This window comes from Stutzerimonas sp. Brlt_14 (assembly GCF_051948915.1).
GTDB classification, from domain to species: domain Bacteria; phylum Pseudomonadota; class Gammaproteobacteria; order Pseudomonadales; family Pseudomonadaceae; genus Stutzerimonas; species Stutzerimonas stutzeri.
In genome coordinates, this window is the sequence record NZ_JAYJLM010000003.1 from 20869 (window position 1) to 47005 (window position 26137).

20 protein-coding genes are annotated in these 26137 nt (G+C 66.1%); 10 read left to right on the top strand and 10 right to left on the bottom strand.

From position 1 onward, the window contains the following. Nucleotides 1–60: 60 nt before the first annotated feature. From VF716_RS07280 to selO, 3 genes are all read left to right on the top strand, one after another. Nucleotides 61–1806 (top strand): potassium/proton antiporter, encoded by a 1746-nt coding sequence (locus VF716_RS07280; RefSeq protein WP_011914887.1) that lies wholly within the window; start codon nt 61–63, stop codon nt 1804–1806. A 126-nt stretch (nt 1807–1932) separates the two neighbouring features. Beyond that, the gene (gene mscK, locus VF716_RS07285; protein WP_440552388.1) at nt 1933–5223 is read left to right on the top strand and encodes a mechanosensitive channel MscK; all 3291 of its coding nucleotides are present in this window, start codon (nt 1933–1935) and stop codon (nt 5221–5223) included. A gap of 88 nt (nt 5224–5311) precedes the next feature. Then, a complete protein-coding gene (gene selO, locus VF716_RS07290) occupies nt 5312–6772 on the top strand; it encodes a protein adenylyltransferase SelO (protein ID WP_440552389.1) in 1461 nt (486 codons plus the stop codon). 27 nt (nt 6773–6799) lie between these two features. Here selO and VF716_RS07295 read toward each other — a convergent pair whose 3' ends face one another. The 5 genes from VF716_RS07295 to VF716_RS07315 all read right to left on the bottom strand — a co-directional run bounded on the left by VF716_RS07295 (nt 6800) and on the right by VF716_RS07315 (nt 13275). Further along, nucleotides 6800–7990, bottom strand: a complete 1191-nt coding sequence (locus tag VF716_RS07295; RefSeq protein WP_013984256.1) for a hybrid sensor histidine kinase/response regulator — start codon at nt 7988–7990, stop codon at nt 6800–6802. 2 nt (nt 7991–7992) lie between these two features. Then, nucleotides 7993–8595, bottom strand: coding sequence for a chemotaxis protein CheB (locus VF716_RS07300; RefSeq protein ID WP_017245478.1), 603 nt, complete (start codon nt 8593–8595; stop codon nt 7993–7995). Further along, nucleotides 8592–9410: a CheR family methyltransferase gene (locus VF716_RS07305; RefSeq protein ID WP_019405467.1), complete on the bottom strand. Its 819-nt coding sequence runs from the start codon at nt 9408–9410 to the stop codon at nt 8592–8594. Before VF716_RS07305 ends, VF716_RS07300 begins: the two co-directional genes overlap by 4 nt. A gap of 1 nt (nt 9411) precedes the next feature. Further along, the gene (locus VF716_RS07310; protein WP_440552392.1) at nt 9412–12924 is read right to left on the bottom strand and encodes a response regulator; all 3513 of its coding nucleotides are present in this window, start codon (nt 12922–12924) and stop codon (nt 9412–9414) included. Nucleotides 12925–13116: 192 nt separating this feature from the next. Next, on the bottom strand, nt 13117–13275 hold the full coding sequence (locus VF716_RS07315) for a YqaE/Pmp3 family membrane protein (protein WP_003286662.1): 159 nt from the start codon (nt 13273–13275) through the stop codon (nt 13117–13119). A gap of 419 nt (nt 13276–13694) precedes the next feature. Between VF716_RS07315 and VF716_RS07320 the strand changes: the two genes are divergently transcribed. Next, nucleotides 13695–14687 (top strand): SDR family oxidoreductase, encoded by a 993-nt coding sequence (locus VF716_RS07320; RefSeq protein ID WP_013984260.1) that lies wholly within the window; start codon nt 13695–13697, stop codon nt 14685–14687. Between the two features lie 6 nt (nt 14688–14693). Here the strand turns inward: VF716_RS07320 and VF716_RS07325 are convergent, their stop codons facing one another. Beyond that, nucleotides 14694–14891 (bottom strand): hypothetical protein, encoded by a 198-nt coding sequence (locus VF716_RS07325; protein WP_013984261.1) that lies wholly within the window; start codon nt 14889–14891, stop codon nt 14694–14696. Continuing rightward, nucleotides 14891–15724 (bottom strand): MBL fold metallo-hydrolase, encoded by an 834-nt coding sequence (locus VF716_RS07330; protein ID WP_440552394.1) that lies wholly within the window; start codon nt 15722–15724, stop codon nt 14891–14893. Before VF716_RS07330 ends, VF716_RS07325 begins: the two co-directional genes overlap by 1 nt. A 189-nt stretch (nt 15725–15913) precedes the next feature. Between VF716_RS07330 and VF716_RS07335 the strand changes: the two genes are divergently transcribed. From VF716_RS07335 to VF716_RS07350, 4 genes are all read left to right on the top strand, one after another. After that, nucleotides 15914–17290, top strand: a complete 1377-nt coding sequence (locus tag VF716_RS07335) for an NfeD family protein (RefSeq protein ID WP_279641370.1) — start codon at nt 15914–15916, stop codon at nt 17288–17290. Beyond that, complete coding sequence (locus VF716_RS07340) at nt 17280–18038, top strand: slipin family protein (RefSeq protein WP_125865058.1); 759 nt, start codon at nt 17280–17282, stop codon at nt 18036–18038. Before VF716_RS07335 ends, VF716_RS07340 begins: the two co-directional genes overlap by 11 nt. After that, entirely contained in the window at nt 18039–18551 is a 513-nt protein-coding gene (locus tag VF716_RS07345; protein WP_011914899.1) for an LEA type 2 family protein, read from the top strand. Nucleotides 18552–18658: 107 nt separating this feature from the next. Next, nucleotides 18659–19567, top strand: a complete 909-nt coding sequence (locus VF716_RS07350) for an EamA family transporter (protein WP_011914900.1) — start codon at nt 18659–18661, stop codon at nt 19565–19567. Here VF716_RS07350 and treF read toward each other — a convergent pair. Together treF and VF716_RS07360 are read right to left on the bottom strand one after the other, a co-directional pair. Further along, nucleotides 19564–21216: an alpha,alpha-trehalase TreF gene (treF, locus tag VF716_RS07355; protein WP_049760954.1), complete on the bottom strand. Its 1653-nt coding sequence runs from the start codon at nt 21214–21216 to the stop codon at nt 19564–19566. The genes VF716_RS07350 and treF overlap by 4 nt on opposite strands. Beyond that, nucleotides 21213–21980, bottom strand: coding sequence for an SDR family oxidoreductase (locus VF716_RS07360; RefSeq protein WP_011914902.1), 768 nt, complete (start codon nt 21978–21980; stop codon nt 21213–21215). The genes treF and VF716_RS07360 overlap by 4 nt, the downstream gene beginning before the upstream one ends. Nucleotides 21981–22184: 204 nt before the next feature. Here VF716_RS07360 and rarD point away from each other — a divergent pair, with 204 nt between their 5' ends. Continuing rightward, on the top strand, nt 22185–23075 hold the full coding sequence (gene rarD / locus VF716_RS07365) for an EamA family transporter RarD (protein ID WP_011914903.1): 891 nt from the start codon (nt 22185–22187) through the stop codon (nt 23073–23075). 3 nt (nt 23076–23078) lie between these two features. Here rarD and VF716_RS07370 read toward each other — a convergent pair whose 3' ends face one another. Further along, nucleotides 23079–23603 (bottom strand): glycine cleavage system protein R, encoded by a 525-nt coding sequence (locus VF716_RS07370; protein ID WP_011914904.1) that lies wholly within the window; start codon nt 23601–23603, stop codon nt 23079–23081. Between the two features lie 230 nt (nt 23604–23833). Between VF716_RS07370 and VF716_RS07375 the strand changes: the two genes are divergently transcribed. Then, the gene (locus VF716_RS07375; protein WP_011914905.1) at nt 23834–26014 is read left to right on the top strand and encodes a malate synthase G; all 2181 of its coding nucleotides are present in this window, start codon (nt 23834–23836) and stop codon (nt 26012–26014) included. Nucleotides 26015–26137 lie beyond the last annotated feature (123 nt).

The window sequence follows — 26137 nt, forward strand, 5'->3', positions numbered from 1 at the left end:
AGAATCGCTGGCATATCCCGTGCATGGGCGCGAGGCGGCTTTCTCTAACGGAGTGTTCATTTGGACGTCGGCAACATCAACCACCTGTTCTTCATCGGTGCCTTGTTGGTGGCTGCAAGCATCCTGATGAGTTCGCTGTCGAATCGCCTCGGCGTACCCATCCTGGTCATCTTCCTTGCCGTCGGCATGCTCGCTGGCGTCGATGGCGTCGGCGGCATCGTCTTCGAGGACTACCGCCTCGCCTTCGTCATCAGCAACCTGGCGCTGGCGGTGATCCTGCTCGACGGCGGCATGCGCACCCGCACCGCCACCTTCCGCGTCGCGCTGAAACCGGCCTTTTCCCTGGCCACCCTCGGGGTCGCCATCACCTCGGGCCTGACCGGCCTGGCCGCCGCCTGGCTGTTCGACCTGCCGCTGCTGCAGGGCCTGCTGATCGGCGCCATCGTCGGCTCCACGGATGCCGCGGTGGTGTTCAACCTGCTCAACGGCAAGGGCCTCAACGAGCGGGTCGGCTCGACCCTGGAAATCGAATCGGGCAGCAACGACCCGATGGCGATGTTCCTGACCGTCGCACTGATCGAGATGCTGCTCGCCGGCCAGTCCACCTTTGGCTGGGATTTCCTGCTCAGCCTGCTGCAGCAGTTCGGCATCGGCACCGTGCTCGGCCTGCTCGGCGGCTGGCTGCTGCTGCAGCTGATCAACCGTCTGTCGGTGGCCGACGGCCTCTATCCGCTGCTGGCGGTGGCCGGCGGCCTGATGATCTTCGCCCTGTCCGGCGCCATCGGCGGCAGCGGCATCCTGGCGATCTATGTCTGCGGCCTGCTGCTGGGCAACCGCCCGATCCGCAACCGCCACGGCATCCTGCACATGTTCGATGGCCTGGCCTGGCTCAGCCAGATCGGCATGTTCCTGGTGCTCGGCCTGCTGCTAACGCCCAGCGAGCTGCTGCCCATTGCCATCCCGGCGCTGCTGCTGTCGCTGTGGATGATCCTCTTCGCCCGACCGCTGGCGGTGTTCGTCAGCCTGCTGCCGTTTCGCAGCTTCCACCTGCGCGAGCGCCTGTTCATCTCCTGGATCGGCCTGCGCGGCGCGGTGCCGGTGATCCTCGCGGTGTTCCCGCTGATGGCCGGGCTGGAAAATGCCCAGCTGTTCTTCAACGTGGCGTTCTTCATCGTCCTCGTATCGCTGCTGCTGCAGGGCTCGACGCTGGCCTGGGCGGCGAAGAAGGCCAAGGTGGAAGTCCCGCCGTCGCCGATGCCGGTCTCGCGCACCGGCCTGCAGGTGCACACCACCAGCCAGTGGGAGATGTTCGTCTACCGCCTGAGCGCCAGCAAATGGTGCGTCGGCGCCGCGCTGCGCGAGCTGAAGATGCCACCGGGCACACGTATCGCCGCACTCTTCCGAGGCAAGGAACTGCTGCACCCCTCGGGCAGTACGCGGCTGCAGGTCGACGACATTCTCTGCGTGATCGGCCATGACGAAGACTTGCCGGCCCTTGGCAAGCTGTTCAGCCAGGCGCCCACGCGCGGCCAGGACCTGCGTTTCTTCGGTGACTTCATCCTCGAAGGCGACGCTCGGCTCAGCGACATCGCGGCGCTCTACGGCCTCAAGCTCGGCGAGGTGGATGGCAACCAGACGATCGGCGCCTTCATGGCCGAGCAGGTCAGTGGCAATCCCGTGGTCGGCGACCAGGTCGAATGGAACGGCCTGACCTGGACCGTGGCGGCGATGGAGACCGGCGAAGTGCGCAAGGTCGGCCTCAAATTCCCGGAGGGCGACAAGCCCGGTCCGCAGCTGATGTTCTAGCGGCATCCCGCCCGCGAGCGGCGCCGACAACCGCCCGTCCGTCGGCCAGTTGCGCGGTACTCGCGCAGAACTGGCGCAGCCCGTAGACTTTCGCCCTCTCTGGTCATCCGCCTACGTCACGCCCCCATGTCACTTCTGCGCAACCTGCTGTTCTCGACGATCTGCCTGTTCGTCGCTCCCCTGCACGCCCAATCGCTGGAAAGCCTGACTGGCACGCCACCGGCCGCCGAAGGCGAGGCGAAACCTGCGCAACTGTCGCTGGGCGAGCAGACCCAACGCATGGTTCAGCAGACCGAAACCAGCAACAAGCGCGCCGAGGACCTGAAGGCGCTGCTGGCCCAGGCCCCCAAGGAAATCGCCGAGGCCCAGCGCGAACTGGCCAAGCTCAAGGCCAGTCCCGATGAAGACCCGGCACAGCGCTATGCCAAGCAAACGGTCGAAGCCCTGGAGCAGCGTCTGAGCGCGCGGGTCGAAGAGCTCTCCGAATGGCAGAAGCAGTTCAGCGCTGCCAACAGCATGATCATTACTGCGCAGACCCGTCCGGAGCGCGCCCAGGCGCAGATCGGCACGGCGCAGACGCGCATCCAGGAAATCAACAACCTGCTCAAGAACGGCCGCGAATCGGGCAAGCCGCTGAGCGAGGAACGCCGCGCCCTGCTGGACGCCGAGATCGTCTCGCTCAATGCCCAGATCGAGCTGCGCCGCCAGGAGCTTGCCGGCAACAGCCAGCTGCAGGACCTGGGCAAGGCACGCCGTGACCTGCTGGCCGAACGCATCGCCCGTGCCGAAAAGGAAACCCAGGCACTGCAGGCCCTGATCAACGAGAAGCGCCGCGCCGAATCGGAGCAGACCGTCGCCGAGTTCTCGGCACGGGTGCAGCAGGCCGGCTCGGACAAGCTGCTCGCCGCCGAGAGCGCCGAGAACCTCAAGCTCTCCGACTACCTGCTGCGCGCCACCGAGCGCCTCAACCGTCTCAACCAGCAGAACCTGCAGACCCGCCAGCAGCTCGACACCCTCAACCAGACCGACCAGGCGCTGGAGGAGCAGATCTCGGTGCTCGAGGGCAGCCTGCTGCTGTCGCGCATCCTCTACCAGCAGAAGCAGGCATTGCCGAGCCTGCAGCTGGACAAGAACCTCGCCGACGAGATCGCCGACATCCGCCTGTACCAGTTCGAGCTGAACCAGCGCCGCGAGGCCGCTGGCAATGCCAGCGCCTATGTCGAGCAGCTGCTGGCCCGGCAGAACGAGGAGGATGTGACCCCGGAGCTGCGGCGCACGCTGCTCGACCTGGCGACCACCCGCAGCGAGCTGCTCGACCGCCTCAATCGCGAGCTGGATGCGCTGCTCAACGCCTCGATCACCCTGCAGCTGAACCAGAAGCAGCTGCAGGACACCGCGCGCGCGCTCAGCGATACCCTCGACGAGCAGATGTTCTGGATTCCCAGCAACAAGCCGCTGGATCTCAGCTGGCTGCAGGGCGCCCCCCAGCGCCTCAAGGCCCAGCTGGCGTCGATGCCCTGGCTGTCGGCGCTGCAGGAACTGGGCGCCGGTCTCAAGGAGCGGCCGCTGTTCTTCCTGCCGCTGCTGCTGCTGATCGCCGCCCTGCTCTGGTGGCGCAACAAGATCGACGCCAAGCTCAGCTCGCTGAGCGAGCAGATCGGCCACTTCCGCAACGACAGCCAGCTGCATACACCGCTGGCGCTATTGCTCAACCTCTTGCTGGCCTTGCCTGGCGCATTGTTCCTCGCCCTCTGCGGCTATCTGCTGCAGATGGATGCACGCGGACAGAACTACGTGCTCGGTGCCGCCCTGTTCGAAATGGCCCAGGCCTGGCTGGTGTTCTACAGCGCCTACCGCATGCTCTCGCCGGGGCGTGTCGCCGAGCTGCACTTCGGCTGGTCACGGCCGCAGGTGGCCTTCCTGCGCGACGAGATCCGCCGCCTCGGCCTGATCGTCATGGCCCTGGTGGCGGTGGTCAGCGTCGCCGAGCACCAGCCGGCGCGGTTGGCCGACGACGTGCTCGGCATCCTCGTGGTGCTGACCTGCTTCGCCCTGATGAGCTGGCGTCTCAACCGCCTGCTGCTCAAAGGGCCATCAAGCCAGAATGCGCCGCCAGTGAGACTGATGATCGGCCTGCTGTTCAGCGTGCTACCGATCGCGCTGATCGTCGCGGTGGGCTTCGGCTACTACTACACCGCGCTGAAGCTGACCGACCGGCTGATCGACACCCTTTACCTGCTGATGATCTGGATCGTCGTCGAGGCCGCGCTGATCCGCGGGCTGACGGTAGCGGCGCGGCGCCTGGCCTACAAGCGCGCACTGGCCAGACGGCAAGCCATGGCCGATGAGCAGAGCGATACGATCGAAGCCCAGGGCGAGCCTGGGCTGGACATCGAGCAGGTCAACCAGCAGTCCCTGCGCCTGACCCGCCTGACCATGTTCGGCGTGTTCCTGGTGGCGCTGTACTGGGTGTGGTCGGACCTGATCTCGGTGGTCTCCTACCTGGACAACATCACCCTCTACGAATACACCACCGGCAGCGGCGAAACGCTGACCACCGCGGCGATCAGCCTGAACAACCTGCTCGGCGCGCTGCTGATCATCGCCGTCACCGTGGCCCTGGCACGCAACCTGCCGGGTCTGCTGGAAGTCATGGTGCTGTCCAAGCTGCGCCTGGCCCAGGGCAGCGCCTACGCGACCACCACCCTGCTGTCCTATGCGCTGGCCGGCTTCGGCATCGTCGCCACGCTGTCCACCCTCGGTGTCAGCTGGGACAAGCTGCAGTGGCTGGTGGCAGCACTCTCGGTGGGCCTGGGTTTCGGCCTGCAGGAGATCTTCGCCAACTTCATTTCCGGCCTGATCATCCTCTTCGAGCGCCCGGTACGCATCGGCGACGTGGTCACCATCGGCAACCTGTCGGGCACGGTCAGCCGGATCCGCATCCGCGCCACCACCATCACCGACTTCGACCGCAAGGACATCATCGTCCCGAACAAGACCTTCATCACCGGCCAGCTGATCAACTGGTCGCTGAGCGACACCGTGACCCGCGTGACGCTGAAGGTCGGCGTGGCCTACGGATCGGATCTGGAGGAGGTGCGCAAGCTGCTGCTGCAAGCCGCCCGGGACAACCCGCGGGTGCTCAAGGAGCCGGAGCCACAGGTGCTGTTCCTCAACTTCGGTGAAAGCACCCTGGATCACGAGCTGCGCATCCACGTGCGTGACCTCGGCGACCGCAACCCGGCCACCGACGAGATCAACCGCTTCATCGACCGCGAGTTCAACAAGGCCGGCATCAACATCGCCTTCCGCCAGGTCGACGTGTTCCTGAAGAACTTTGCCGGCCAGCAGCTGCAATTGAGCGCCACGCCCAAGCCCGCCGACGAACAGAAGCCGTCGACCGACGATCGCGGCTGAGGAACGCTCTGCCAGGTCGCAGCCTCCAACGTCCTGAACACGCCCGGCACCTGCCGGGCCATTGCTGCTGTACGCCGCCGGAGGCATCTTGAAAAGCCTGACCCAACTGACCTTCGACAACCGCTTCGCCCGTCTCGGCGACACCTTTTCCACCGAGGTGTCGCCGCAGCCGCTGAGCGATCCGCGCCTGGTGGTTGCCAGCGAAGCGGCGATGGCGCTGCTGGATCTGGAGCCGACCGAAGCCGAGCAGCCGCTGTTCACCGAGCTGTTTTCCGGGCACAAGATCTGGTCCACGGCCGAGCCACGGGCGATGGTCTATTCCGGCCACCAGTTCGGCAGCTACAACCCGCAGCTCGGCGACGGCCGAGGCCTACTGCTCGGCGAGGTGGTGAACGAGGCCGGCGAGTACTGGGACCTGCACCTCAAGGGCGCCGGCAAGACGCCCTATTCGCGCATGGGCGATGGTCGCGCGGTGCTGCGCTCGTCGATCCGCGAATTCCTCGCCAGCGAGCACCTGCACGCCCTCGGCATCCCCAGTTCCCGCGCGCTGTGCGTCACCGGTTCGGACACCCTGGTCTACCGCGAACGTCCCGAGCGTGGCGCCATGCTGCTGCGCCTGGCGCCGAGCCACGTGCGTTTCGGCCACTTCGAGTTCTTCTACTACACCCGCCAGCACGGCGAACTGAAGCAGCTGCTCGAGCATGTCATCGAGGCGCACTTCGCCGAACTTCTGGAACATCCCGAACCGTTCCACATGTTCTTCCGCACGGTGCTCGAACGCACCGCCGCGCTGATTGCCCGCTGGCAGGCCTACGGCTTCTGCCACGGGGTGATGAATACCGACAACATGTCGATCCTCGGCATCACCTTCGACTTCGGCCCCTACGCCTTCCTCGATGACTTCGATGCCCGCTTCATCTGCAACCACTCCGACGATACCGGCCGCTACTCCTTCGAGAATCAGGTGCCCATCGCCCACTGGAACCTGGCCGCGCTGGCCCAGGCGCTGACGCCCTTCGTCGAGGTCAAGGTGCTGCGCGAAACCATGGAGCTGTTCCTGCCGCTGTACGAGGCCGAATGGCTCGATCTGATGCGCCGCCGGCTGGGTTTCAGCCAGGCCGAGGATGGCGACGCCGAGCTGATCCGCCGCCTGCTGCAGTTGATGCAGGGCAGCGCGGTGGACTACACGCGCTTCTTCCGCGAACTCGGCGAGCGCCCGGCCGCACAGGCCGTGCAGCGGTTGCGCGAGGACTTCATCGACCTGCAGGGCTTCGATGCCTGGGCGGCGGACTATTGCGCGCGCAGCGCCCGCGAGGGCGGCGATCCGGTCGCGCGGCAGGCACGGATGCACGCGGTCAATCCGAAGTACATCCTGCGCAACTACCTGGCGCAGCAAGCGATCGAGGCGGCGGAGAAAGGCGATTACACGCCGGTGCGCGAGCTGCATGCGGTTCTCAGCCGCCCCTTCGACGAACAGCCCGGGATGGAGCGCTACGCCGAGCGCCCGCCCGAGTGGGGCAAGCATCTGGAAATCAGCTGCTCGTCCTGAGACCGCCGCCCTGGGGCTGCGAGCTGGCTATTCGCCCAGCGGCAGCAGCACGCGGAACACGGAGCCGCGACCTTCCTCGCTGTGCACCTGGATACGCCCCTGGTGCGCACGCACGATCTGATCGGCGATGAACAGCCCCAGGCCCAGCCCGGCGCTGCTTTCGCTGCCTTCGGCCCGCTCGAACTGGTGAAAGATGCGTTCCAGGCTCTTCGGACTGATGCCGATGCCGTGGTCACGCACTTCGATGCAGGCACCTTCGGCACAGGCGGCGACGCTCACCTGCACCGGCCTGCCGGCACCGTAGCGCATGGCGTTGGTGAGCAGGTTGGCCAGTACCTGCTCGATGCGGAAGGCATCCCAGACCCCGACGATGGGTTCGTTGCGCTCCAGCCGCAGCTCGCAGCCGCAGGCTTCCATCTGCGCCGCGAAACTTTCCACCACGTTGCCCACCAGTGCGGCGAGATCGGTGCGGTTCGGGCGGATCGACAGCTTGCCGGTGCGGATGCGCGAGACGTCGAGCATGTCGTCGATCAGCCGGATCAGGCTCTGGATCTGCCGCTCGTCCTTGTCCACCATGCCGCGCAGGCGCTCTTCGCTGAAAGCGGCGAGGTTGTTGCGGCTGAGCTGCAGCTTGCGCAGCTGAACCTCGAGGATCAGGGTATTGAGCGGTGTCTTCAGTTCGTGGGAAACGATGGACATGAAGTCATCGCGCATGCGCACCGCATCTTCCAGTTCGGCCTTGGTCTGCCGCAATTCGTCGAGCAGCACCTCCTGCTCGCGGCGGCTCTGCTCCAGCGCCTCGAGTTGACGGGCCAGGCGCTTGCGGCTGCGGTACAGGTCGACGAACACGCTGACCTTGCTGCGCACCGCATGGGCATCCAGCGGTTTGTGCATGAAATCCACCGCACCGCTCTCGTAGCCCTTGAAGGCGTAATTGAGCTCACGGCCGGCGGCGCTGACGAAGACGATGGGGATCTGCTTGGTACGCTCGGTGCCGCGCATCAGCTCGGCCAGCTGGAAGCCGTCCATGCCCGGCATCTGCACATCGAGAATGGCCAGGGCGAACTCATGTCGCAGCAACAGCTCCAGCGCCTGCTCGGCCGATTCGGCCTGGTGCACCCGGACGCCCGGCGCCTGCAGCAGCGCATCCAGAGCCAACAGGTTCTCCGGCAGGTCATCGACGATGAGCAGGTTCACCTCGTCGTTACGGTCGGGCATGGTCACTCCAGTTCTCGCAACAGTCGGTGAATGTCACGTAGGGGCAAGATGTAGTCCGGTGCGAAGCGCTGCAGCGCCGCGCGCGGCATGGTCGGCACCGCCGCTTCGGCAGGGTCCTGGATCACGGTCAGGCCACCGACCCGATGGATCGCCTCGAGGCCGGCAGCGCCGTCCTCGTTGGCGCCGGTCAGCAGCACGCCAGCCACCTGCGGCCCCCAGACATCGGCCGCGGATTCGAACAGCACGTCGATCGAAGGCCGCGAAAAGTGCACGGCATCATCCTGGCTCAGCGACAGGCTGCGGTCGCCTTCGACCAGCAGGTGATAACCGGGCGCCGCGAAACACAGCATGCCCGAGCTTAGCGGATCCTTGTCTTCTGCTTCCTTGACCCGCAACCGGGTTCTGCGCGCGAAGATTTCCACCAGCTGGCTTCGGCCGTGGGCCGGCACATGCTGCACCACCAGGATCGGCGGGCGGTAGGTGCTTGGCAGGCCCTCGAGCACCACGCCCAGCGCCTCCAGGCCGCCAGCCGAGGTGCCGATCACCACGGCCTCGATGGGCGGCTGGCGTCTGGCCTGCAGGATCGCCTGATCGGAGCTGCTCATAGTTTGCGGAAGATCCTTTCCGATTTGTCGAACGGCTCATAGAGACCGGCGTAGCCCGAGAACTCGACGGTCTCCTTGCTGCCCAGGCCGAGGAAGCCTCGGTGACAGAGCGACTCATGGAACAGACCGAAGGCGCGATCCTGCAGCGGCTTGTTGAAATAGATCAGGACGTTGCGGCACGAGATGAATTGCGTTTCGGAAAATACGCTATCGGTCGCCAGACTATGATCGGCAAACGTAACCTTTTCTTTCAGTGACTTGTCCATGATCGCCGAGTCGTAGGCGGCGGTGTAGTAGTCGGAAAAACTGCGGGTGCCGCCGGCCTGCTGGTAGTTGGCGGTGTACTGGCGCAGGTGGTCGATGGCGAAGATGCCCTGACGTGCCTGCTCCAGCGAGCGCGGGTTGATGTCGGTGGCGTAGATGATCGTCCGCTCCAGCAGCCCCTCCTCCTTGAGCAGGATGGCCATCGAGTAGACCTCCTCGCCGGTGCTGCAGCCGGCGACCCAGATCTTCAGCGACGGATAGGTGCGCAGCACCGGCACCACGTGCTCGCGCAGCGACCGGTAGTAGCTCGGGTCGCGGAACATCTCGCTGACCGGGATGGTGAGGTACTGCAGCAGGTCCATGAAGGCGTGCGGGTCGTAGAGGATCTTGCGCTGCAGTTCCGAGATGCTGCCGCAGTCGAGCTGCTTGAGCGCCAGCAGCACCCGGCGCTTGAGCGAGGCGCTGGAGTAGTCGCGAAAGTCGTAGCTGTACTTGAGGTAGATGGCCTCGATCAGCAGCTTGAGTTCGATTTCGATGTTGCGGTCGCCCATTTCACAGCAGCTCCACTTTCGGCAGCCAGACGCGGATCAGCGAGAACAGACGGTCGAGGTCGATGGGCTTGGCCAGGTAATCGTTGGCGCCGGCACGCAGACAGCGATCCTGATCGTCCTTCATCGCCTTGGCGGTCACCGCGATGATCGGCAGCTTGGCGAAACGCGCCTCCTTGCGGATTTCCTGCATGGCGGTAAAGCCATCCATCTCCGGCATCATGATATCCATCAGCACCAGGTCGATGGTCTCGTCGTGCTGCAGCTTGTCGATCGCCTCCAGACCGTTGCGGGCGATTTCCACCAGCGCGCCCTTCTGTTCCAGCGCGCTGGTCAGGGCGAAGACGTTGCGCACGTCGTCGTCCACCACCAGGATCGTGCGGCCCTCGAAGGCCTTCTCGCGGCTGCGCGCGCTTTTCAGCATCTTCTGCCGCTCGGGCGGCATGTCCGACTCGACCTTGTGCAGGAACAGGGTGACCTCGTCGAGCAGGCGCTCCGGCGAGCGCGCCCCCTTGATGATGATCGAGCGCGAGTATTTGAGCAGCGCCGCTTCCTCGTCGCGGGTCAGGTTGCGCCCGGTGTAGACGATCACCGGCGGGAAGGAGCAGATATCCTCCTTGGCCATGCGTTCGAGCAGTTCGCTGCCATCCATGTCCGGCAGTTTGAGGTCGATGATCATGCAGTCGAACACGGTGCTGCGCAGCAGTTCGAGGGCCTGCTCGCCGAACTCGACGGCGGTGATCTCGATGTCCACGTCCTCGATCAGCCGCGACATGCTCTCGCGCTGCAGGGCGTCGTCCTCCACCAGCAGGATGCGCTTGACCTTCTGCGCCAGCTTGGCTTCCAGGCGACCGAACACGTCCTTCAGTTCCTCGCGGGTGGTGGGTTTCATCGCGTAGCCCACCGCGCCCATCTGCAGCGCGGCTTCCTTGCGATCCTCCACCGAGACCACGTGCACCGGAATATGGCGGGTCGCCGAGTTTTCCTTGAGGCGCTCGAGCACGGTCAGGCCGGAATGGTCCGGCAGGCGCATGTCGAGCAGGATGGCATCGGGCTTGTACTGCACCGCGGTGTCGAAGCCGTCGTCAGCGTTCTGCGACAGCAGGCAGCTGTACTCGAGTTCGTGGGCCAGGTCACGGAGGATGCGCGCGAACTGCGGCTCGTCCTCGATGACCAGCACGCAGCGCTCCTTGAACGGGTACTTGTCGCGGTCGTCGGGCAGGCGCTCGTAGGACACGGCGCCGCGGTTCGGCAGCTCCGGCTCGTCGCGGCGCGCCGGCGGCGGCGTGATCGCTTCGGCCATGGTGACCGGTGCACGGCTCGGCTGCGGCGCGGTGGTCGGCTCGACGGCGAGCGGCTCGCTGTAGCTCTGCGGCAACACCAGGGTAAAGGTACTGCCGGCGCCCGGCGCACTCTGCACTTCGATCTGGCCGCCCAGCAGGTTCGCCAGCTCGCGGGAGATCGACAGGCCCAGGCCCGTGCCGCCATAACGTCGGTTGGTGGTGCCATCGGCCTGGCGGAACGCCTCGAAGATCGCCGCCTGCTGCTCCGGCGCGATGCCGATGCCGGTGTCGCGCACCGCGAAGGCCAGCATGCCGCCATCGCGCGGCTCGACGCGCAGGGTGACCGAGCCCTTCTCGGTGAACTTGAAGGCGTTGGCCAACAGGTTCTTGAGGATCTGCTCCAGGCGCTGGCGGTCGGTGAACAGGGTGGGCGGCAGGTCGTCGGCCAGTTCGACGCTGAAGCTCAGGGCCTTCTCCATGGCCTGTGGCAGGAACAGGCTCTTCATGCCATCGACCAGCCGCGCGAGGATGGTCAGTTCCGGGTGCACCTCGAGCTTGCCGGCTTCCACCTTGGAAATGTCGAGAATGTCGTTGATCAGGGTCAGCAGGTCGTTGCCAGCAGAATAGATGGAGCGGGCGAACTGCACCTGCTCCTCGCTCAGGTTGCCGGCCGGGTTGTCCGCCAGCAGCTTGGCCAGGATCAGCGAACTGTTCAGCGGCGTGCGCAGCTCGTGGGACATGTTGGCCAGGAACTCGGACTTGTAGCGGCTGGCACGCTGCAGCTCGTCGGCGCGCTGCTCGAGCATCAGCTGGGCCTCGTTCAGGCGCTGGTTCTTCTCGTCCATCTGGTCGCGCTGACGAGCCAGCGCTTCGGTCTGCTCGGCCAGCTGTTCGTTGGTCTGCTCCAGCTCGGCCTGCTGCTCTTCCATGTGCGTCTGCGACTCGCGCAGGGCATTGGATTGCTCCTCCAGCTCCTCGTTGGCGGCACGCAGTTCTTCCTGCTGCACCTGCAGCTCCTCGTTGAGCTGCTGGGTTTCGGCCAGCACCTTCTGCAGCCGCTGGCGGTAACGCGCCGCTTCGATGGCCGAGCCGATGCCCGGGGCGATGCGTCGCAGCAGCTCGCTGTCCTGCTCGCGCAGCGGTCGCAGGAAGCCCAGTTCGATCACGCCATTGAGCAGGCCGCTGTCTTCCACCGGCACGATCAGCACCGCGCGCGGTGTGGTGTCGCCCAGCGCCGAGGTCACCTTGAGATAGCCGGCCGGCAGGTCTTCGAGCGCCATCATCCGCCGCTCCAAGGCGGCCTGCCCGACCAGCCCCGTACCGACCTCGAGGCTACGCGCGCTCTGCAGATGTTCCGGGTCGTAGGCGTATTCGGCGACGCGCTGCAGCTTGCCGTCCTGCACCACGTACAGCGCGCCGACGGCGGCGTCGATGTAGCGCGAGAGGAAGTTCAGCACGCCCTGGCCCAGGGCCGGCAGCGCCAGTTCGCCGATGATCGACTCGCTCAGCTGGGTCTGGCCGGTGCGGTACCAGGCCTGCTTTTCCAGCGCCTCGGCATGCGCCTGCTGCTTGCGCAGCGATTCGGAGTAGGTCGCCGACAGCGTGGTCAGGTCACGGCGACCGAGAAAGACCAGCAGGCCGCTGAAGATCAGGCTGAACAGCAGGAAGCCACCGATCAGCGCCGTGGTGACGATTTCCGAGGTGTCGGTACGCTCGGCACGCAGCTGGCGCTCGGTGGCAATGAATTCGTTGAGCAGCGTGCGGCGCTGGTTGGTCAGGTCGAGGCCGCGGCGGGTGCGCACGTACTCGACGATCGACTCGCCGGCGCTACGCCGCGCGATCCCTTCTTCGGCAAAGGTGAGCCAGAGATGATGCGCCGCCTCGACCTTCTGGATGCGCGACAGCTGCAGCGGGTTGTTGCCGGCGAACTCCTTGAGCTCGCCCAGCTCCTGCTCGATTTGCTCCAGGCCCTGGCGGTACGGATCGAGGAACGGCTTTTCGCCGGCGATCAGGTACCCACGCAGGCCGGTTTCCAGATCGGCGACCAGGCGCAGCGCTTCATGGGCGTGGGCCACCCCCTTGACCGACTGATCGACCCAGTGGCTGACGCTCAGCAGGTAATAGACGATGGCACTGAAGAAGAAGGCGCTGAGGAAGCCGAAGCCCAGGGGCACGGCCACGTTGCGATTGAGGATGCGCCTGAAATTGTTCTGATCGATGAAGGACTCGCTCATCTGGTTTCCTTTCCGTGTACCGGGGCAGGTCTGACGCAGCGCGGGGGCATCACCTGCGGGCGATGGCGCTCGGTTTCCGGCGTTTTCTTGAGTGTTTCGCGCCTAATAGGTTCCGTAGCGCAGGAGGCGCGACTCTACACGGCCAGCGGAGGGAGTTCAAAAGCGGGCCCGGCCGAGCCGGGCTCTGAGCGATCAGCGGCGGGCGATGATCCAGACGGCGTGAATGATGCCCGGAATGTAGCCCAGCAGCGTGAGCAGGATGTTCAGCCAGAAGGCACCGGCAAAACCGACCTGGAGAAAGACGCCAAGCGGTGGCAGCAGAATCGCGAAGATGATGCGGATAAGGTCCATCAGGGTCTCCGTTAGTCAGGAATTGGCCATTACGACGCTCACTGAATCGACCTGATCGACGCCAACGGGTTCCTTCGTCAGCGGGGCAGACCCGCCGCCCTCAGGGCAGCGGGAACGAGTCCGAAGGCGACCGGATAAGCCGCCGAGGGCATCTGATGGATGCACAGAGGGGGAAGACGCAGCCACCACGGTGGCATCGTTGCGTCATGCCGCTTCGCCTTTTGAGCCAAGGGGCGGCGCCAGCTATCGCTTAGCCTGCTAACCATCTCAGACCAAAGGAGTAGCCGCCATTGGCCATTGGTCGATAGCCGAGCGATCCACTGGGGCAAGCGGCGAACTCGGCCGGGCCTGGGCGGGTCGTCTAAGCAGCTGCGGGCCACCGAAAGCGCCCGTTCATTGCAATGACCAGAGGACTTCCCATGCCAGAACCAACCGCGGTGATCTGTGGCGCGACTGCCGGTGTCGGCCGCGCCAGCGCCGAGGCCTTCGCCAGAGCCGGCTACCGCGTCGCGTTGATCGCGCGCGGCGAGCAGGGCCTGAGCGACACCCAGGCGCAGCTCGAAGCGCTGGGAGCCCGTGTGCTGGCGATCGCCGCCGATGTCGCCGATGCCCCAGCCTTGGAAGCGGCCGCCACGCGCGTCGAGGCCGAGCTGGGACCGATCGACGTCTGGGTAAACGCGGCGATGGCCACGGTGTTCGGCCCGTTCTCGGCACTGACTCCCGAAGAAATCCGCCGCGTCACCGAGGTGACCTACCTGGGCAGCGTGCACGGCACCCTGACCGCCCTGCGCCACATGCGCCCACGCAACCGCGGCACCATCGTGCAGGTCGGCTCGGCGCTGAGCTATCGCGCGATTCCGCTGCAGTCGGCCTACTGCGGGGCCAAGTTCGCCATCCGCGGCTTCATCGACTCGCTGCGCTGCGAGCTGATTCACGACCGCAGCGGCATTCGCTTGAGCATGGTGCAACTGCCGGCGCACAACACGCCGCAGTTCGACTGGGCACGCAACAAGGTCGGCTGGCGTGCACAGCCGGTGCCGCCGATTCATACACCCGAGGTCGCCGCCCGTGCCGTTCTGCGGGCGGCCCGGGAAGCGCCAAGGGAATTGTGGGTCGGCACCGCCAGCCTGAAAGCGATCATCGGCACGCTGTTCATGCCCGGGCTGCTCGACCGCATGCTGGCCCGCCAGGCCTGGGACGGCCAGCTGATCCCCGAGCGTGAGCCCGAGGGCCGCCCCGACAACCTATTCGAGCCCGTAGAGGGGCTGCACGCCACCCAGGGTCGCTTCGGCGACCAGGCGAAACCGCGGGCGATCGCCTTGAGCGCGGCAAGCGTCGGCAAGCTGGCGCTGGGCGCCGGCGCGCTGCTGGCGCTGGGTGCGGGTTGGGCGCTGGGGCGTCGCGGCCGCTGAGCCGGTTCAGCCCTGCGGCGGCCGTGGCGTACGCTTGCGGCGGATGTTGATCCAGGAAAGCACGGCCAGCGCCAGCATGGCGCCGGTCATGTTGTAGTTGCCGATCGCCGCATAGCCGAGCGCGGCCAGCGAACAGGCGCCGAAGCCGATCCAGCGCACGGCGGCCATCATCCGCTCCACCGCCCGGCTGCGTGGCGCCGCCATCAGTGCGCACCACGCTGCATGCGCGTCAGCTCCTGCGCGTCATGGCTGCAGAACAGCGTGACCTCGTCGCGGTGCTCCAGCGACAGCGTCCACAGCCGGTGCTGATTGGCCAGCCGAGCGGTGCGATCGACCTCCATCATGCGCTGGTAGAAGCGCAGCCCCGGCGTGCAATGGCGCTCGTTGCGGCCGACCTCCTCGCGGAAGAAATAGGCGTCGCCGGCATGCAGCAACCAGCCGCTGTCGGTCTGCACGGCGACCCCGGCGTGACCGTGGGTATGCCCCGTCAGCGGGATCAGCTGAATTTCCGGCGGCAGCCCGCGCAACTCGCGAACGGCCTGGAAGCCGAACCAGAGATCGCCGCCCGGCTCGTAGAACTGCCAGTGGCGCACCTCGTCCCACTGCCGGTGACGGTAGCGGCTGTGGCCGATGAAGCTGCGTGTCGCCCGGGCGGCATCCATCTCGCGCTGCAGCACGTGCACCTGGTCCTGGGGAAAATCCGACAGGCCCCCGGCGTGGTCGAAATCCAGGTGGGTGAGCACGATATGGCGCACGTCCTCGGCCGCGAAGCCGAGCCGGTGCAGCTGTTCCAGCGCGGTGTAGCGCGGCTCCAGGCGGATGTTGTTGAGCGCCCGGAAGAACGGACTGAGCCGCTCGCCGGGGCGCCGCACGTCTTCGGTGCCGAAACCGGTATCCACCAGCACCAGCCCGTGCTGGTCGGTTTCCAGCAGCAGGCAATGGCAGACCAGCTGCGCCGTCAGGCCCTTGCTGAAACCATCGAACAAGGCCCCGCCGAGCGGACACATGCAGCCACAGTTCAGGTGATGGATGCGCATGAAGACTCCTCGATCGGCATGCAGGCCGCGAAGGCCGGCCCTCACTGGTTCTGAGGTCACTGCCGCGACTGGAGTTCAGCCCGGTCGGCGGATACGCGGCGTCCTGCCTCGCCGCGCTACGACGGCGGTGGTCTAAGCTGCCAGCAAGGGCACGACACTGTGCCGTGCCGCTGCCAGAGGACATCCGCCATGCCTCGCCATCCCGCCCGCTGGCTGCTGGCCCTGCTGTTCGCGCTCGCGGTCCAGAGCGCGAGTGCCGCCGATCCGGTGACGCTGCTGCGGGTCGATGGCGCCATCGGTCCGGCCAGCGCCGATTACATCCTGCGCGGCCTGCAACACGCCCGCGACGAGGGCGCACAGCTGGTGGTGCTGGAACTGGACACCCCCGGCGGGCTGGACACCTCCATGCGCGCCATCATCAAGGCGATCCTCGCCAGCCCCATTCCGGTGGCCACCTATGTCACCCCCAGCGGCGCCCGTGCCGCCAGCGCCGGCACCTACATGCTCTATGCCAGCCATGTCGCCGCGATGGCGCCGGGCACCAATCTCGGCGCGGCGACGCCGGTGCAGATCGGCGGCATGCCCGGTGCACCGCCGGAGCAGCCGAAGGGCGAGCGTGAAGACGACGCCAAGGCGTCCGGCGACGCCCTCGCCCGCAAGCAGGTGAACGATGCGGCGGCCTATATCCGCGGGCTGGCCCAGCTGCGCGAACGCAACGCCGAGTGGGCCGAGCAGGCGGTGCGCGAGGCGGTCAGCCTGTCGGCCAGCGAAGCCCTGAACCTCAAGGTGATCGATTACCTGGCGCGCGACGTGGCCGACCTGCTGCGTCAGCTCGACGGCAAGACGCTGGCCACCATCGAGGGCGAGGTCAGGCTGCAGACGGCCGATGCACGCCTGATCGAACACGCGCCGGACTGGAGGGTGCGCCTGCTGGCGGTGATCACCAACCCCAGCGTGGCGCTGATTCTGATAATGATCGGCATCTACGGGCTGATCCTCGAATTCTCCAATCCCGGCATGGGCGCCGGCGGCGTGCTGGGCGGCATCTGCCTGATCCTGGCGCTGTATGCGCTGCAGCTGCTGCCGGTGAACTACGCCGGGGTGGCGCTGATCCTGCTCGGCATCGCCTTCATGGTGGCCGAGGCCTTCCTGCCCAGTTTCGGTGTGCTCGGCATCGGCGGGGTCGCCGCGTTCGTTGCCGGCGCGGTGATTCTGATCGACACCGAGGTACCCGGCTTCGGCATTCCACTGTCGCTGATCGTGCCACTGGGCTTCGCCAGCGCGCTGCTGGTGTTCGCCATCGTCGCCATGGCACTGAAGGCGCGCCGCCAGCGGCTGGTCGGCGGTGATGCCGAGCTGATCGGCAGCCTGGCGCCGGTCACCGGCATCTCCGCGCAGGACCCGCACAGCGGCTGGGTGCATCTGCAGGGCGAGAACTGGCAGGTACGCAGCGCCACCCCGTTGCAGGTCGGCCAGCAGGTACGGGTGGTCGCCCGGGAGGGTCTGCAATTGAACGTCGCGGCACAGCCATCAAGCAATCGAGAGGAGCTGAACCATGGGTTATGAAATGAGTTTTCTGGTGCTGCTGGTGCTGGTCGTGGGGCTGCTCGCCTCGGCGTTCCGCATCCTGCGTGAGTACGAGCGCGGCGTGGTGTTCATGCTCGGGCGCTTCTGGAAGGTCAAGGGACCCGGCCTGATCATGATCATCCCCGGCCTGCAGCAGATGGTGCGGGTCGACCTGCGCACCCTGGTGCTGGACGTGCCGACTCAGGATGTGATCTCCCGTGACAACGTCTCGGTGAAGGTCAACGCAGTGGTGTACTACCGCGTGCTGGACGCGCAGAAGGCGATCATCCAGGTCGAGGACTATCACTCGGCCACCAGCCAGCTGGCGCAGACCACACTGCGCGCAGTGCTCGGCAAGCACGAACTGGACGACATGCTGGCCGAGCGCGAGCAGCTCAACAATGACATCCAGCAAGTGCTCGATGCACAGACCGACGCCTGGGGGATCAAGGTGTCCAATGTCGAGATCAAGCACGTCGACCTCGACGAATCCATGGTCCGCGCCATCGCTCGCCAGGCCGAAGCGGAACGCGAGCGGCGCGCCAAGGTCATTCATGCAGAGGGCGAGCTGCAGGCTTCCGAAAAGCTGACGCAGGCCGCCGAAATGCTCGGCCGGCAATCGGGCGCCATGCAGCTGCGCTACATGCAGACGCTGAGCAACATCGCCGGTGACAAGAGCTCGACCATCGTTTTTCCGTTGCCCATCGAACTGCTGCAGGGCATCAAGAACCTCGACAGGAAATCCTGAGTGCATCCATCCGCCACGCTCCACCTGCCATGGCAGCCGCTGCGTCTGCTGCTGATCGCCCTGCTCGCCCTGACCCTGGGCGCCTGCGCGGCACTGTCCCCGCGCGACCCGCTCAACGTTCAGGTCGCCGGCATCCAGCCGCTGCAGGGCGAGGGCCTGGAGGCTCGCTTCCTGGTCAAGCTGCGCCTGCAGAACCCCAACGAGGGCGCCATCGACTACAGCGGCGTCGCCCTCGACCTGGAAGTCAACGGCCGGCGGCTGGCCAGTGGCGTCAGCGACCAGCGTGGCACGGTGCCGCGCTTCGGCGAGAGCGTGCTCGAAGTACCGGTGACCATCTCGGCCTTTTCCGCGGCACGCCAGGCGCTGGGGCTGGCCGAGCACATCGGCCTCGACGAAGTGCCCTATGTGTTGCGCGGCAAACTCGCCGGCGGCCTGTTCGGTACCCAGCGCTTCATTGAGAAGGGCACATTCGACCTGTCACCCGTGAACGACTCGCCCTATCGACGCCCCTGAGCAGCTGCTCCACACGCATGGCTGCGCTTGCAAAAATGCACGCGAGGGGGCCGTGAAGCGACCTTACCGGCATAATCGAGCACCGCAGCAGGTGGATCACAACTTCCATGCAGACGACCGCCACGCCATTTCCGCGCCATACCTCCGTGCTGATCCTCGCCGCACTGGCCAGCTCCTTTGCCGCCAATCATATTGCCGCACGCATCGCCTTCGACCATGACACTGGACTGCTACTGGCCGTGCTCTGCCGCGCCGGGGTGACGATGCTGGCGCTGGCCACACTGGTGTTCTGGCGCCGCGAGTCGTTGCAGCTGAGCCCCGCCACCTGGCGCTGGCAAGTCCTACTAGGCCTGCTGATCGCAGTGCAGAGCATCTGTATCTATTCGGCTGTAGCACGCATTCCGGTGGGGCTTGCACTGCTGGTGGTCAACCTCTCGCCGATCCTGCTGGCACTGCTGACCTGGCTGCTCGGCGGCCCCCGGCCGACCCGCCAGACACTGGCGGTCATGGGCCTGATCCTGTTCGGCCTGGTGCTGGTGCTCGACGTGCCTGCACGTCTGGTCAGCAGCGAGGCGCCGGACGGCCAGTGGGTCGCCGGCATCCTGTTCAGCCTGACGGCGGCCGCGGTGTTCGCGGTGGCGCTGTGGGTCACCGAGCACAAGCTCTCGCAGATGGCCGGCTCGGTACGCAGCATGCTGACCCTGATCGTGGTGTTCCTCGCCTCCGCCGCGCTCGGCAGCAGCAGCCTGATTCCCGGCGGGCTCGGCCTACCCAGCGCCAGCGCCGGCTGGATCGCCCTCGCATGCCTGGTGCTGCTCTATGGCGCCGCCTTCTCGACGCTGTTCATCTGCATGCCGCGACTGAACATTGCACGCAACGCTCCGGTGATGAACATGGAACCGGTCGCCGGCATGCTGCTGGGGTGGCTGGTGCTTGGCCAGCTGCTCGGGCCCTTGCAAGTGCTCGGTAGCCTGATCGTCGTAGGGGGGATCGTTCTGCTGGCGTACCGCCGCTAGGGCCGGCGCCCGCCGTTGCCGGAACCCAGTCGTTCGCGTCCGCTGCGGTCAATCTGCGGGCATTGCCCCGCACGACAGCGGTTGGCCTCGTGATTGGGGTCTTCCTGCATCAGCTTGCGGGTGACGCCGTTGGTCCAGCCGAAGCCGTCCTGCAGCGGATACTCGCCGCCGCCGGCGTGCTCGGTACAGGGTCGCAGCACGTACTTCTCCACCAGCTTGTTCTCGCGCTCGAACAGGTGGCTGACGATGGTCAGCCAGCGCTCCTCGATGTCCAGCGCCAGCGCATCGTGGCCGTAGTGCTGCAGCCCACGAATGCCAATCCACTGCAGCGGTGCCCAGCCATTGGGCCGATCCCACTGCTCGCCGCTGCCACCGATTTCGGTGGTGGCCAGGCCGCCTGGCGCCAGCAGGCGCTCCTGCACCGTCGCCGCCACCGCCGCGGCCTGCTCGGCACTGGCCATGCGCACGAACAGCGGGGCCAGCGTCGCGGCAGTGAGATTGTCGCGCTGCCGGCCGCGCTGCCAGTCGTAGTCGAAATAGGCGCCAGCGCGGGAATTCCACAGGTACTGATCGATTGCTGCCAGGCGCGCCTCGGCACGGCGGGCGAAGGCTTCGGCACAGGCGTGCTGGTTCTTCACCGCAGACAGCTCGGCGATCTGCCGCTCCAGCTTGTAGAGCAGCGCGTTGAGGTCGATCGGCAGGATGCTGGTGGTGCGGATGGTCGCCAGCCGGTGGGCATCGTCGAGCCAGCGCGAGCTGAAATCCCAGCCCGACTCGGCACCGGCGCGCAGGTCGCGATAGACCTCGTGCCGCGGCCGGCAGCTGGAGCGCGCGGTTTCCACATCCTCGCGGTAGGACTCCTCGCGCGGCGTTGCGCGCTCGTCCCAGTAACGGTTGAGCACCATTCCATCGGCCAGACACACGCAGCGTCGATGCGCCTCGCCCGGGCGCAGCACCTCGGCGCCCTCCATCCAGAAGGCGTATTCCTTGTGCAGTTGCGGCAGGTAGTCGCTGGCGCGGTGGACTCCGGTTTCCTCGAACAGCTCGGTCATCAGGGCGAACACCGGCGGCTGCGAACGGCCCAGATAGTAGGTGCGGTTGCCGTTGGGCACGTGGCCATAGGTGTCGATCAGGTAGGCGAAGTTGTCCGCCATGGCCCGCAGCAGGTCGCAATGCCCGCTCTCGTCCAGGCCGAGCATGGTGAAATAGGAATCCCAGTAGTACAGCTCGGTGAAGCGCCCGCCCGGCACCACGTAGTCGTGCGGCAGCGGTAGCAGCGAGGAGTGTTCGGGGTGGTCCTGAGGATGGCGGGTGAGGATCGGCCAGAGCCGGTCGATATGTTCGGCCAGGCTGTCGTCGGGGTTGGCGACGAACGCCTTGACCGGCATTTCGTACAGGCTGAAATGCTCATGGACGAAGGCCTCCAGGTCGAAGCCCGGCTCGCCGCAGCGGGCGCGATAGTCCTCGAGGATGGCTTCGGGGTGCCGACGCGGCGCGCAGTCGACGAAGGTCTTGCTGTCGGGAAACACCCGCTGCATCTGCACCGCGACGAAGAGTTCCTGATAGCGCTCGGCAGGCGTGAGCGTGTCGGCCCGCGAGATGGCGCTGGTGTCGTGGCTGAACGGCTGGCACGGCGGGATATCGGTCATTGCTCGCTGTAGTTCCATAGCAGGCCGCCATCGACCACCAGTGTAGTCCCGGTGATGTACTCGGCGTCGGGTGAGGCCAGAAAGGCAACGACGCCGGCGACGTCGTGCGGGCGGCCGAGACGGCCGGCAGGGATGTTCTGCAGCAGGTTGGCGAGCTTGTCCGGCTGATTCATCAGCTCGCGGTTGATCGGCGTTTCCACCGCGCCGGGCGCCACGTTGTTCACCGTGATGCCCAGCGGCGCCAGCTCGATGGCGATGTTGCGCATCAGCATCTTCAGTCCGCCCTTGCTCGCGCAGTAGGCGGTGAAGTTGGGATGCGGCAGCTCTTCGTGCACCGAGCTGTTGTTGATGATGCGTCCGCCGCGGCCCTGCTCGCGCAAATGGCGGGCAAACGCCTGGGCGAGGAAGAACGGCCCACGCAGGTTGACGTTCAGCACCTGATCATAATCGTCCGCCTGCGCGTCGAGGAACGCCGCGTGCCGCTGCACGCCGGCATTGTTGACCAGGATGTCCAGCTGGCCCATCTGCGCGATGCTCTCGCGCACCAGCCGATGGCACTGCTCGACGTCACCGACATCGGCGGCGATGAAGCACACCCTCCGGCCCAGGGCGCGGACCTGCTCGAGGCTCTCGCGGGCCTGTTCGTCGTTCTCGCGGCCGTTGATGACAATGTCGGCGCCCTCTTCAGCCAGGCGCACGGCAATGCCGCGGCCGATGCCCTGGGTGCTGCCGGTGACCAGAGCCACCTGATTCTGCAAGCGCATTGCCACCCTCCGCACGCGCCGATCCGCGTGCTGCCGTTTCGATTAGCGATGCAGATGAGACGAGCACAAGCCGCCGAGCGTTCCCCCGTTTCTGACCAATTGGGCAGCCCGTCGCGCGGCGCCGCTCTGTTAGCTGACTAACCTTTCTCTCCTCTGGCCAAAGGCGCAAAATGGCCGGCTCTCCGCTGCTCGTCGAAGGACGTCATGGCTACCGCCAATCTGCGCAAGGGTTATCTGCTGGGGCTGGCCACCTTCAGCATCTGGGGCATGTTCCCGCTCTACTTCAAGGCACTCGAACAATACGGCGCGCTCGAGATCGTCACCCAGCGCGTGATCTGGTCGGCCGTGTTCGGCTCGCTGGTGCTGCTGGTCTGGCGTCATCCGGGCTGGTGGCGCGAACTGCTGGCGCATCCACGTCGCCTCGGCGTGCTCGGCATCTCCAGCGTGCTGATCGCGGCCAACTGGCTGATTTACGTCTGGGCGGTGAACCACGACCGAATGGTCGAGGCGAGCCTTGGCTACTACATCAATCCGCTGGTCAACGTGCTGCTCGGCATGCTCGTGCTGCGCGAGCGGCTGCGTCCGCTGCAGTGGCTGGCCGTGGCCATGGCCACCGTCGGCGTCAGCCTGCAGCTGCTGATGCTCGGTGAATTTCCCTGGATTTCCCTGGTGCTGGCGCTGAGCTTCGGCACCTACGGCCTGCTGCGCAAGCAGGCACCGGTGGCCGCGCTGCCGGGGTTGGTAGTGGAAACCTGGCTGCTGCTACCGGTGGCGCTGATCTGGCTGTTCTGGTTCGGCAACGGCGCGAGCACGGAACCGGCGTTCTGGACCAGCACCGATGCGCTCTGGCTGATGGCGGCAGGCCCGGTGACCCTGATCCCGCTGCTCGGCTTCAACGCCGCCGCGCGCCACCTGCCCTATTCGACACTGGGCTTCCTGCAATACCTGACGCCGACGCTGCTGCTGATCCTCGCCGTGCAGCTGTTCGGCGAGCCATTTCCGGTCGATCGCCAGCTGGCATTCTTCTGCATCTGGGCCGGCCTCGCGGTATACAGCCTGGACGCCTGGCGGGTGATGCGCAAAAGCACCGGCTGAGTGCTACGCCTGCTCGGCCGGCTGCAGCTTGAGCTCCACCATCAGGTCGTCGGCGAGGGTTTCCAGGCGCTCCTGCAGCCGCTCCAGCGACAGGTCGCTGGGCACCGCCAACCGTACTTCGGCACGAAACAGCAGCTCGCTGCTCATCGGCGCCGGCAGCACCTCGGTATCCAGGCTCTCCAGATTGACGCCGTGCTCGGCGAGCAGGTGGGTGATGTCGCGGACGATGCCCGGCCGGTCGTTGCCCACCAGCTCAAGCTGGATTTCCTGCCAGCTCGCCGTCGGTTCCGCGCCGCTGTGAGCCAGCAGCACGCGTATGCCCTGCGCCTGCAGGCCTTCCAGCGCGGCGGTCAGCTCGGCATGGGCGTCCGCTGGCACCGCCACCCGCAGGATACCGGCGAACTGCCCAGCCATGCGCGACATGCGGCTCTCCAGCCAGTTGCCGCCGTGATCGGCGATGCACTTGGCCAGTCGTTCGACCAGACCGGGCTGATCGTCGGCGATGACGGTGAGAACGAGGTGATCCATGGACGGGCTCCTGTAGTGAAGAAAGCGCCTGCGCAGGCGACAGCCCATTAGGTATAGCAGGCGGGCCGGGCAACGGCAGGCCGCGGCACTGGCGGGCCGCTTCGCACGGCCGAGGCAACCGGCCCTTTCAGCGGACTGATTTTCCCCGACGCTTCATGTAGTATCCGGCGACCTCGGACTACAAAAAGCGAAACCGTCCGGCGAATTAGAAGAACCAAGTGAGGCGAGTAATGACTGAGCGCGTTCAAGTCGGTGGCCTGCAGGTCGCCAAAGTCCTGTACGACTTCGTGAACAACGAGGCGATTCCCGGTACCGGCGTCGATGCCGCCGCCTTCTGGGCTGGCGCCGACAGCGTGATCCACGACCTGGCGCCGAAGAACCGCGCCCTGCTGGCCAAGCGCGACGAGCTGCAGGCCAAGATCGACGCCTGGCACCAGGCCCGCGCCGGCCAGGCCCATGACGCCGTGGCGTACAAGGCCTTCCTTCAGGAAATCGGCTACCTGCTGCCGGAAGCCGAAGACTTCCAGGCCACCACCGAGAACGTCGACGAAGAAATCGCCCGCATGGCCGGCCCGCAGCTGGTGGTGCCGATCATGAACGCGCGCTTCGCCCTGAACGCCGCCAACGCCCGCTGGGGCTCGCTGTATGACGCGCTCTACGGCACCGACGCCATCTCCGAAGCGGACGGCGCCACCAAGGGGCCGGGCTACAACGAGATCCGCGGCAACAAGGTCATCGCCTATGCGCGCAATTTCCTCAACGAAGCTGCACCGCTGGAAACCGGCTCGCACGTCGATTCCACCGGCTATCGCATCGAAGGCGGCAAGCTGGTCGTTTCGCTGAAGGATGGCAGCACCACCGGCCTGAAGAACCCGGCCCAGCTGCAGGGCTTCCAGGGCGACGCCAGCGCACCGATCGCCGTGCTGCTGAAGAACAACGGCATCCACTTCGAGATCCAGATCGACCCGGCCAGCCCGATCGGCCAGACCGATGCCGCCGGCGTGAAGGACATCCTGATGGAATCGGCACTGACCACCATCATGGACTGCGAAGACTCCATCGCCGCCGTCGACGCCGACGACAAGACCATCGTCTACCGCAACTGGCTCGGCCTGATGAAGGGCGATCTGGTCGAGGAGCTGGACAAGGGCGGCAAGCGCATCACCCGCGCCATGAACCCGGACCGCGTCTACACCAAGGCCGACGGCAACGGCGAGCTGACCCTGCACGGACGCTCGCTGCTGTTCATCCGCAACGTCGGTCACCTGATGACCAACGACGCGATCCTCGACAAGGCAGGCAACGAAGTGCCGGAGGGCATCATGGACGGCCTGTTCACCAGCCTGATCGCCATCCACAACCTCAAGGGCAACACCACCCGCGCCAACAGCCGCACGGGCTCGATGTACATCGTCAAGCCGAAGATGCACGGCCCGGAAGAAGTCGCCTTCGCCACCGAACTGTTCGGCCGGGTCGAGGACGTTCTCGGCCTGCCGCGCAACACCCTTAAGGTCGGCATCATGGACGAGGAGCGTCGTACCACGATCAACCTCAAGGCCTGCATCAAGGAAGCGCGCGAGCGCGTGGTGTTCATCAACACCGGCTTCCTCGACCGCACCGGCGACGAGATCCATACCTCCATGGAAGCCGGCCCGATGGTGCGCAAGGCGGCCATGAAGTCCGAGAAATGGATCAGCGCTTACGAGAACAACAACGTGGACGTGGGCCTGGCCTGCGGCCTGCAGGGCAAGGCGCAGATCGGCAAGGGCATGTGGGCCATGCCTGACCTGATGGCCGCCATGCTCGAGCAGAAGGTCGGCCATCCGCTGGCCGGCGCCAACACCGCGTGGGTACCGTCGCCGACCGCAGCCACCCTGCACGCGATGCACTACCACAAGATCGACGTGCAGGCGCGCCAGGCCGAACTGGCCAAGCGCGAGAAGGCTTCGATCGATGACATCCTCACCATCCCGCTGGCACAGAACACCAACTGGAGCGAGGAAGAGAAGCGCAACGAGCTGGACAACAACTCGCAGGGCATCCTCGGCTACATGGTGCGCTGGGTCGAACAGGGCGTTGGTTGCTCCAAGGTGCCGGACATCAACGACATCGCGCTGATGGAAGACCGTGCCACCCTGCGCATCTCCAGCCAGCACGTGGCCAACTGGATGCGCCACGGCGTGGTAACCAAGGACCAGGTGATCGAGAGCCTCAAGCGCATGGCCCCGGTGGTCGACCGCCAGAACCAGGGTGACCCGCTGTACCGCCCGATGGCGCCTGACTTCGACAACAGCGTGGCCTTCCAGGCTGCGCTGGAGCTGGTCCTCGAAGGCACCAAGCAGCCCAACGGCTACACCGAGCCGGTCCTGCACCGTCGCCGCCGCGAGTTCAAGGCCAAGAACGGCCTGTAACCGCCAGCCGCGACAGAAGAACCGCCCTTCGGGGCGGTTTTTTTATGCCTGCGCCCTCGCAACAGCCCGAAACACCGGGCTGACCCTGATCAGCTTCCGCAGCGCCCGGCCTGACTAGACTTA

Coding starts and splice junctions, on each gene's coding strand:
- mscK (WP_440552388.1), top strand. CDS start 1,933: ATGTCACTTCTGCGCAACCTGCTGTTCTCGACGATCTGCCTGTTCGTC.
- VF716_RS07310 (WP_440552392.1), bottom strand. CDS start 12,924: ATGAGCGAGTCCTTCATCGATCAGAACAATTTCAGGCGCATCCTCAAT.
- VF716_RS07300 (WP_017245478.1), bottom strand. CDS start 8,595: ATGAGCAGCTCCGATCAGGCGATCCTGCAGGCCAGACGCCAGCCGCCC.
- VF716_RS07360 (WP_011914902.1), bottom strand. CDS start 21,980: ATGCGCTTGCAGAATCAGGTGGCTCTGGTCACCGGCAGCACCCAGGGC.
- VF716_RS07305 (WP_019405467.1), bottom strand. CDS start 9,410: ATGGGCGACCGCAACATCGAAATCGAACTCAAGCTGCTGATCGAGGCC.
- rarD (WP_011914903.1), top strand. CDS start 22,185: ATGGCTACCGCCAATCTGCGCAAGGGTTATCTGCTGGGGCTGGCCACC.
- VF716_RS07330 (WP_440552394.1), bottom strand. CDS start 15,724: ATGCGCATCCATCACCTGAACTGTGGCTGCATGTGTCCGCTCGGCGGG.
- VF716_RS07340 (WP_125865058.1), top strand. CDS start 17,280: ATGGGTTATGAAATGAGTTTTCTGGTGCTGCTGGTGCTGGTCGTGGGG.
- VF716_RS07370 (WP_011914904.1), bottom strand. CDS start 23,603: ATGGATCACCTCGTTCTCACCGTCATCGCCGACGATCAGCCCGGTCTG.
- VF716_RS07320 (WP_013984260.1), top strand. CDS start 13,695: ATGCCAGAACCAACCGCGGTGATCTGTGGCGCGACTGCCGGTGTCGGC.
- VF716_RS07335 (WP_279641370.1), top strand. CDS start 15,914: ATGCCTCGCCATCCCGCCCGCTGGCTGCTGGCCCTGCTGTTCGCGCTC.
- VF716_RS07295 (WP_013984256.1), bottom strand. CDS start 7,990: ATGCCCGACCGTAACGACGAGGTGAACCTGCTCATCGTCGATGACCTG.
- VF716_RS07325 (WP_013984261.1), bottom strand. CDS start 14,891: ATGGCGGCGCCACGCAGCCGGGCGGTGGAGCGGATGATGGCCGCCGTG.
- VF716_RS07350 (WP_011914900.1), top strand. CDS start 18,659: ATGCAGACGACCGCCACGCCATTTCCGCGCCATACCTCCGTGCTGATC.
- treF (WP_049760954.1), bottom strand. CDS start 21,216: ATGACCGATATCCCGCCGTGCCAGCCGTTCAGCCACGACACCAGCGCC.
- VF716_RS07315 (WP_003286662.1), bottom strand. CDS start 13,275: ATGGACCTTATCCGCATCATCTTCGCGATTCTGCTGCCACCGCTTGGC.
- VF716_RS07375 (WP_011914905.1), top strand. CDS start 23,834: ATGACTGAGCGCGTTCAAGTCGGTGGCCTGCAGGTCGCCAAAGTCCTG.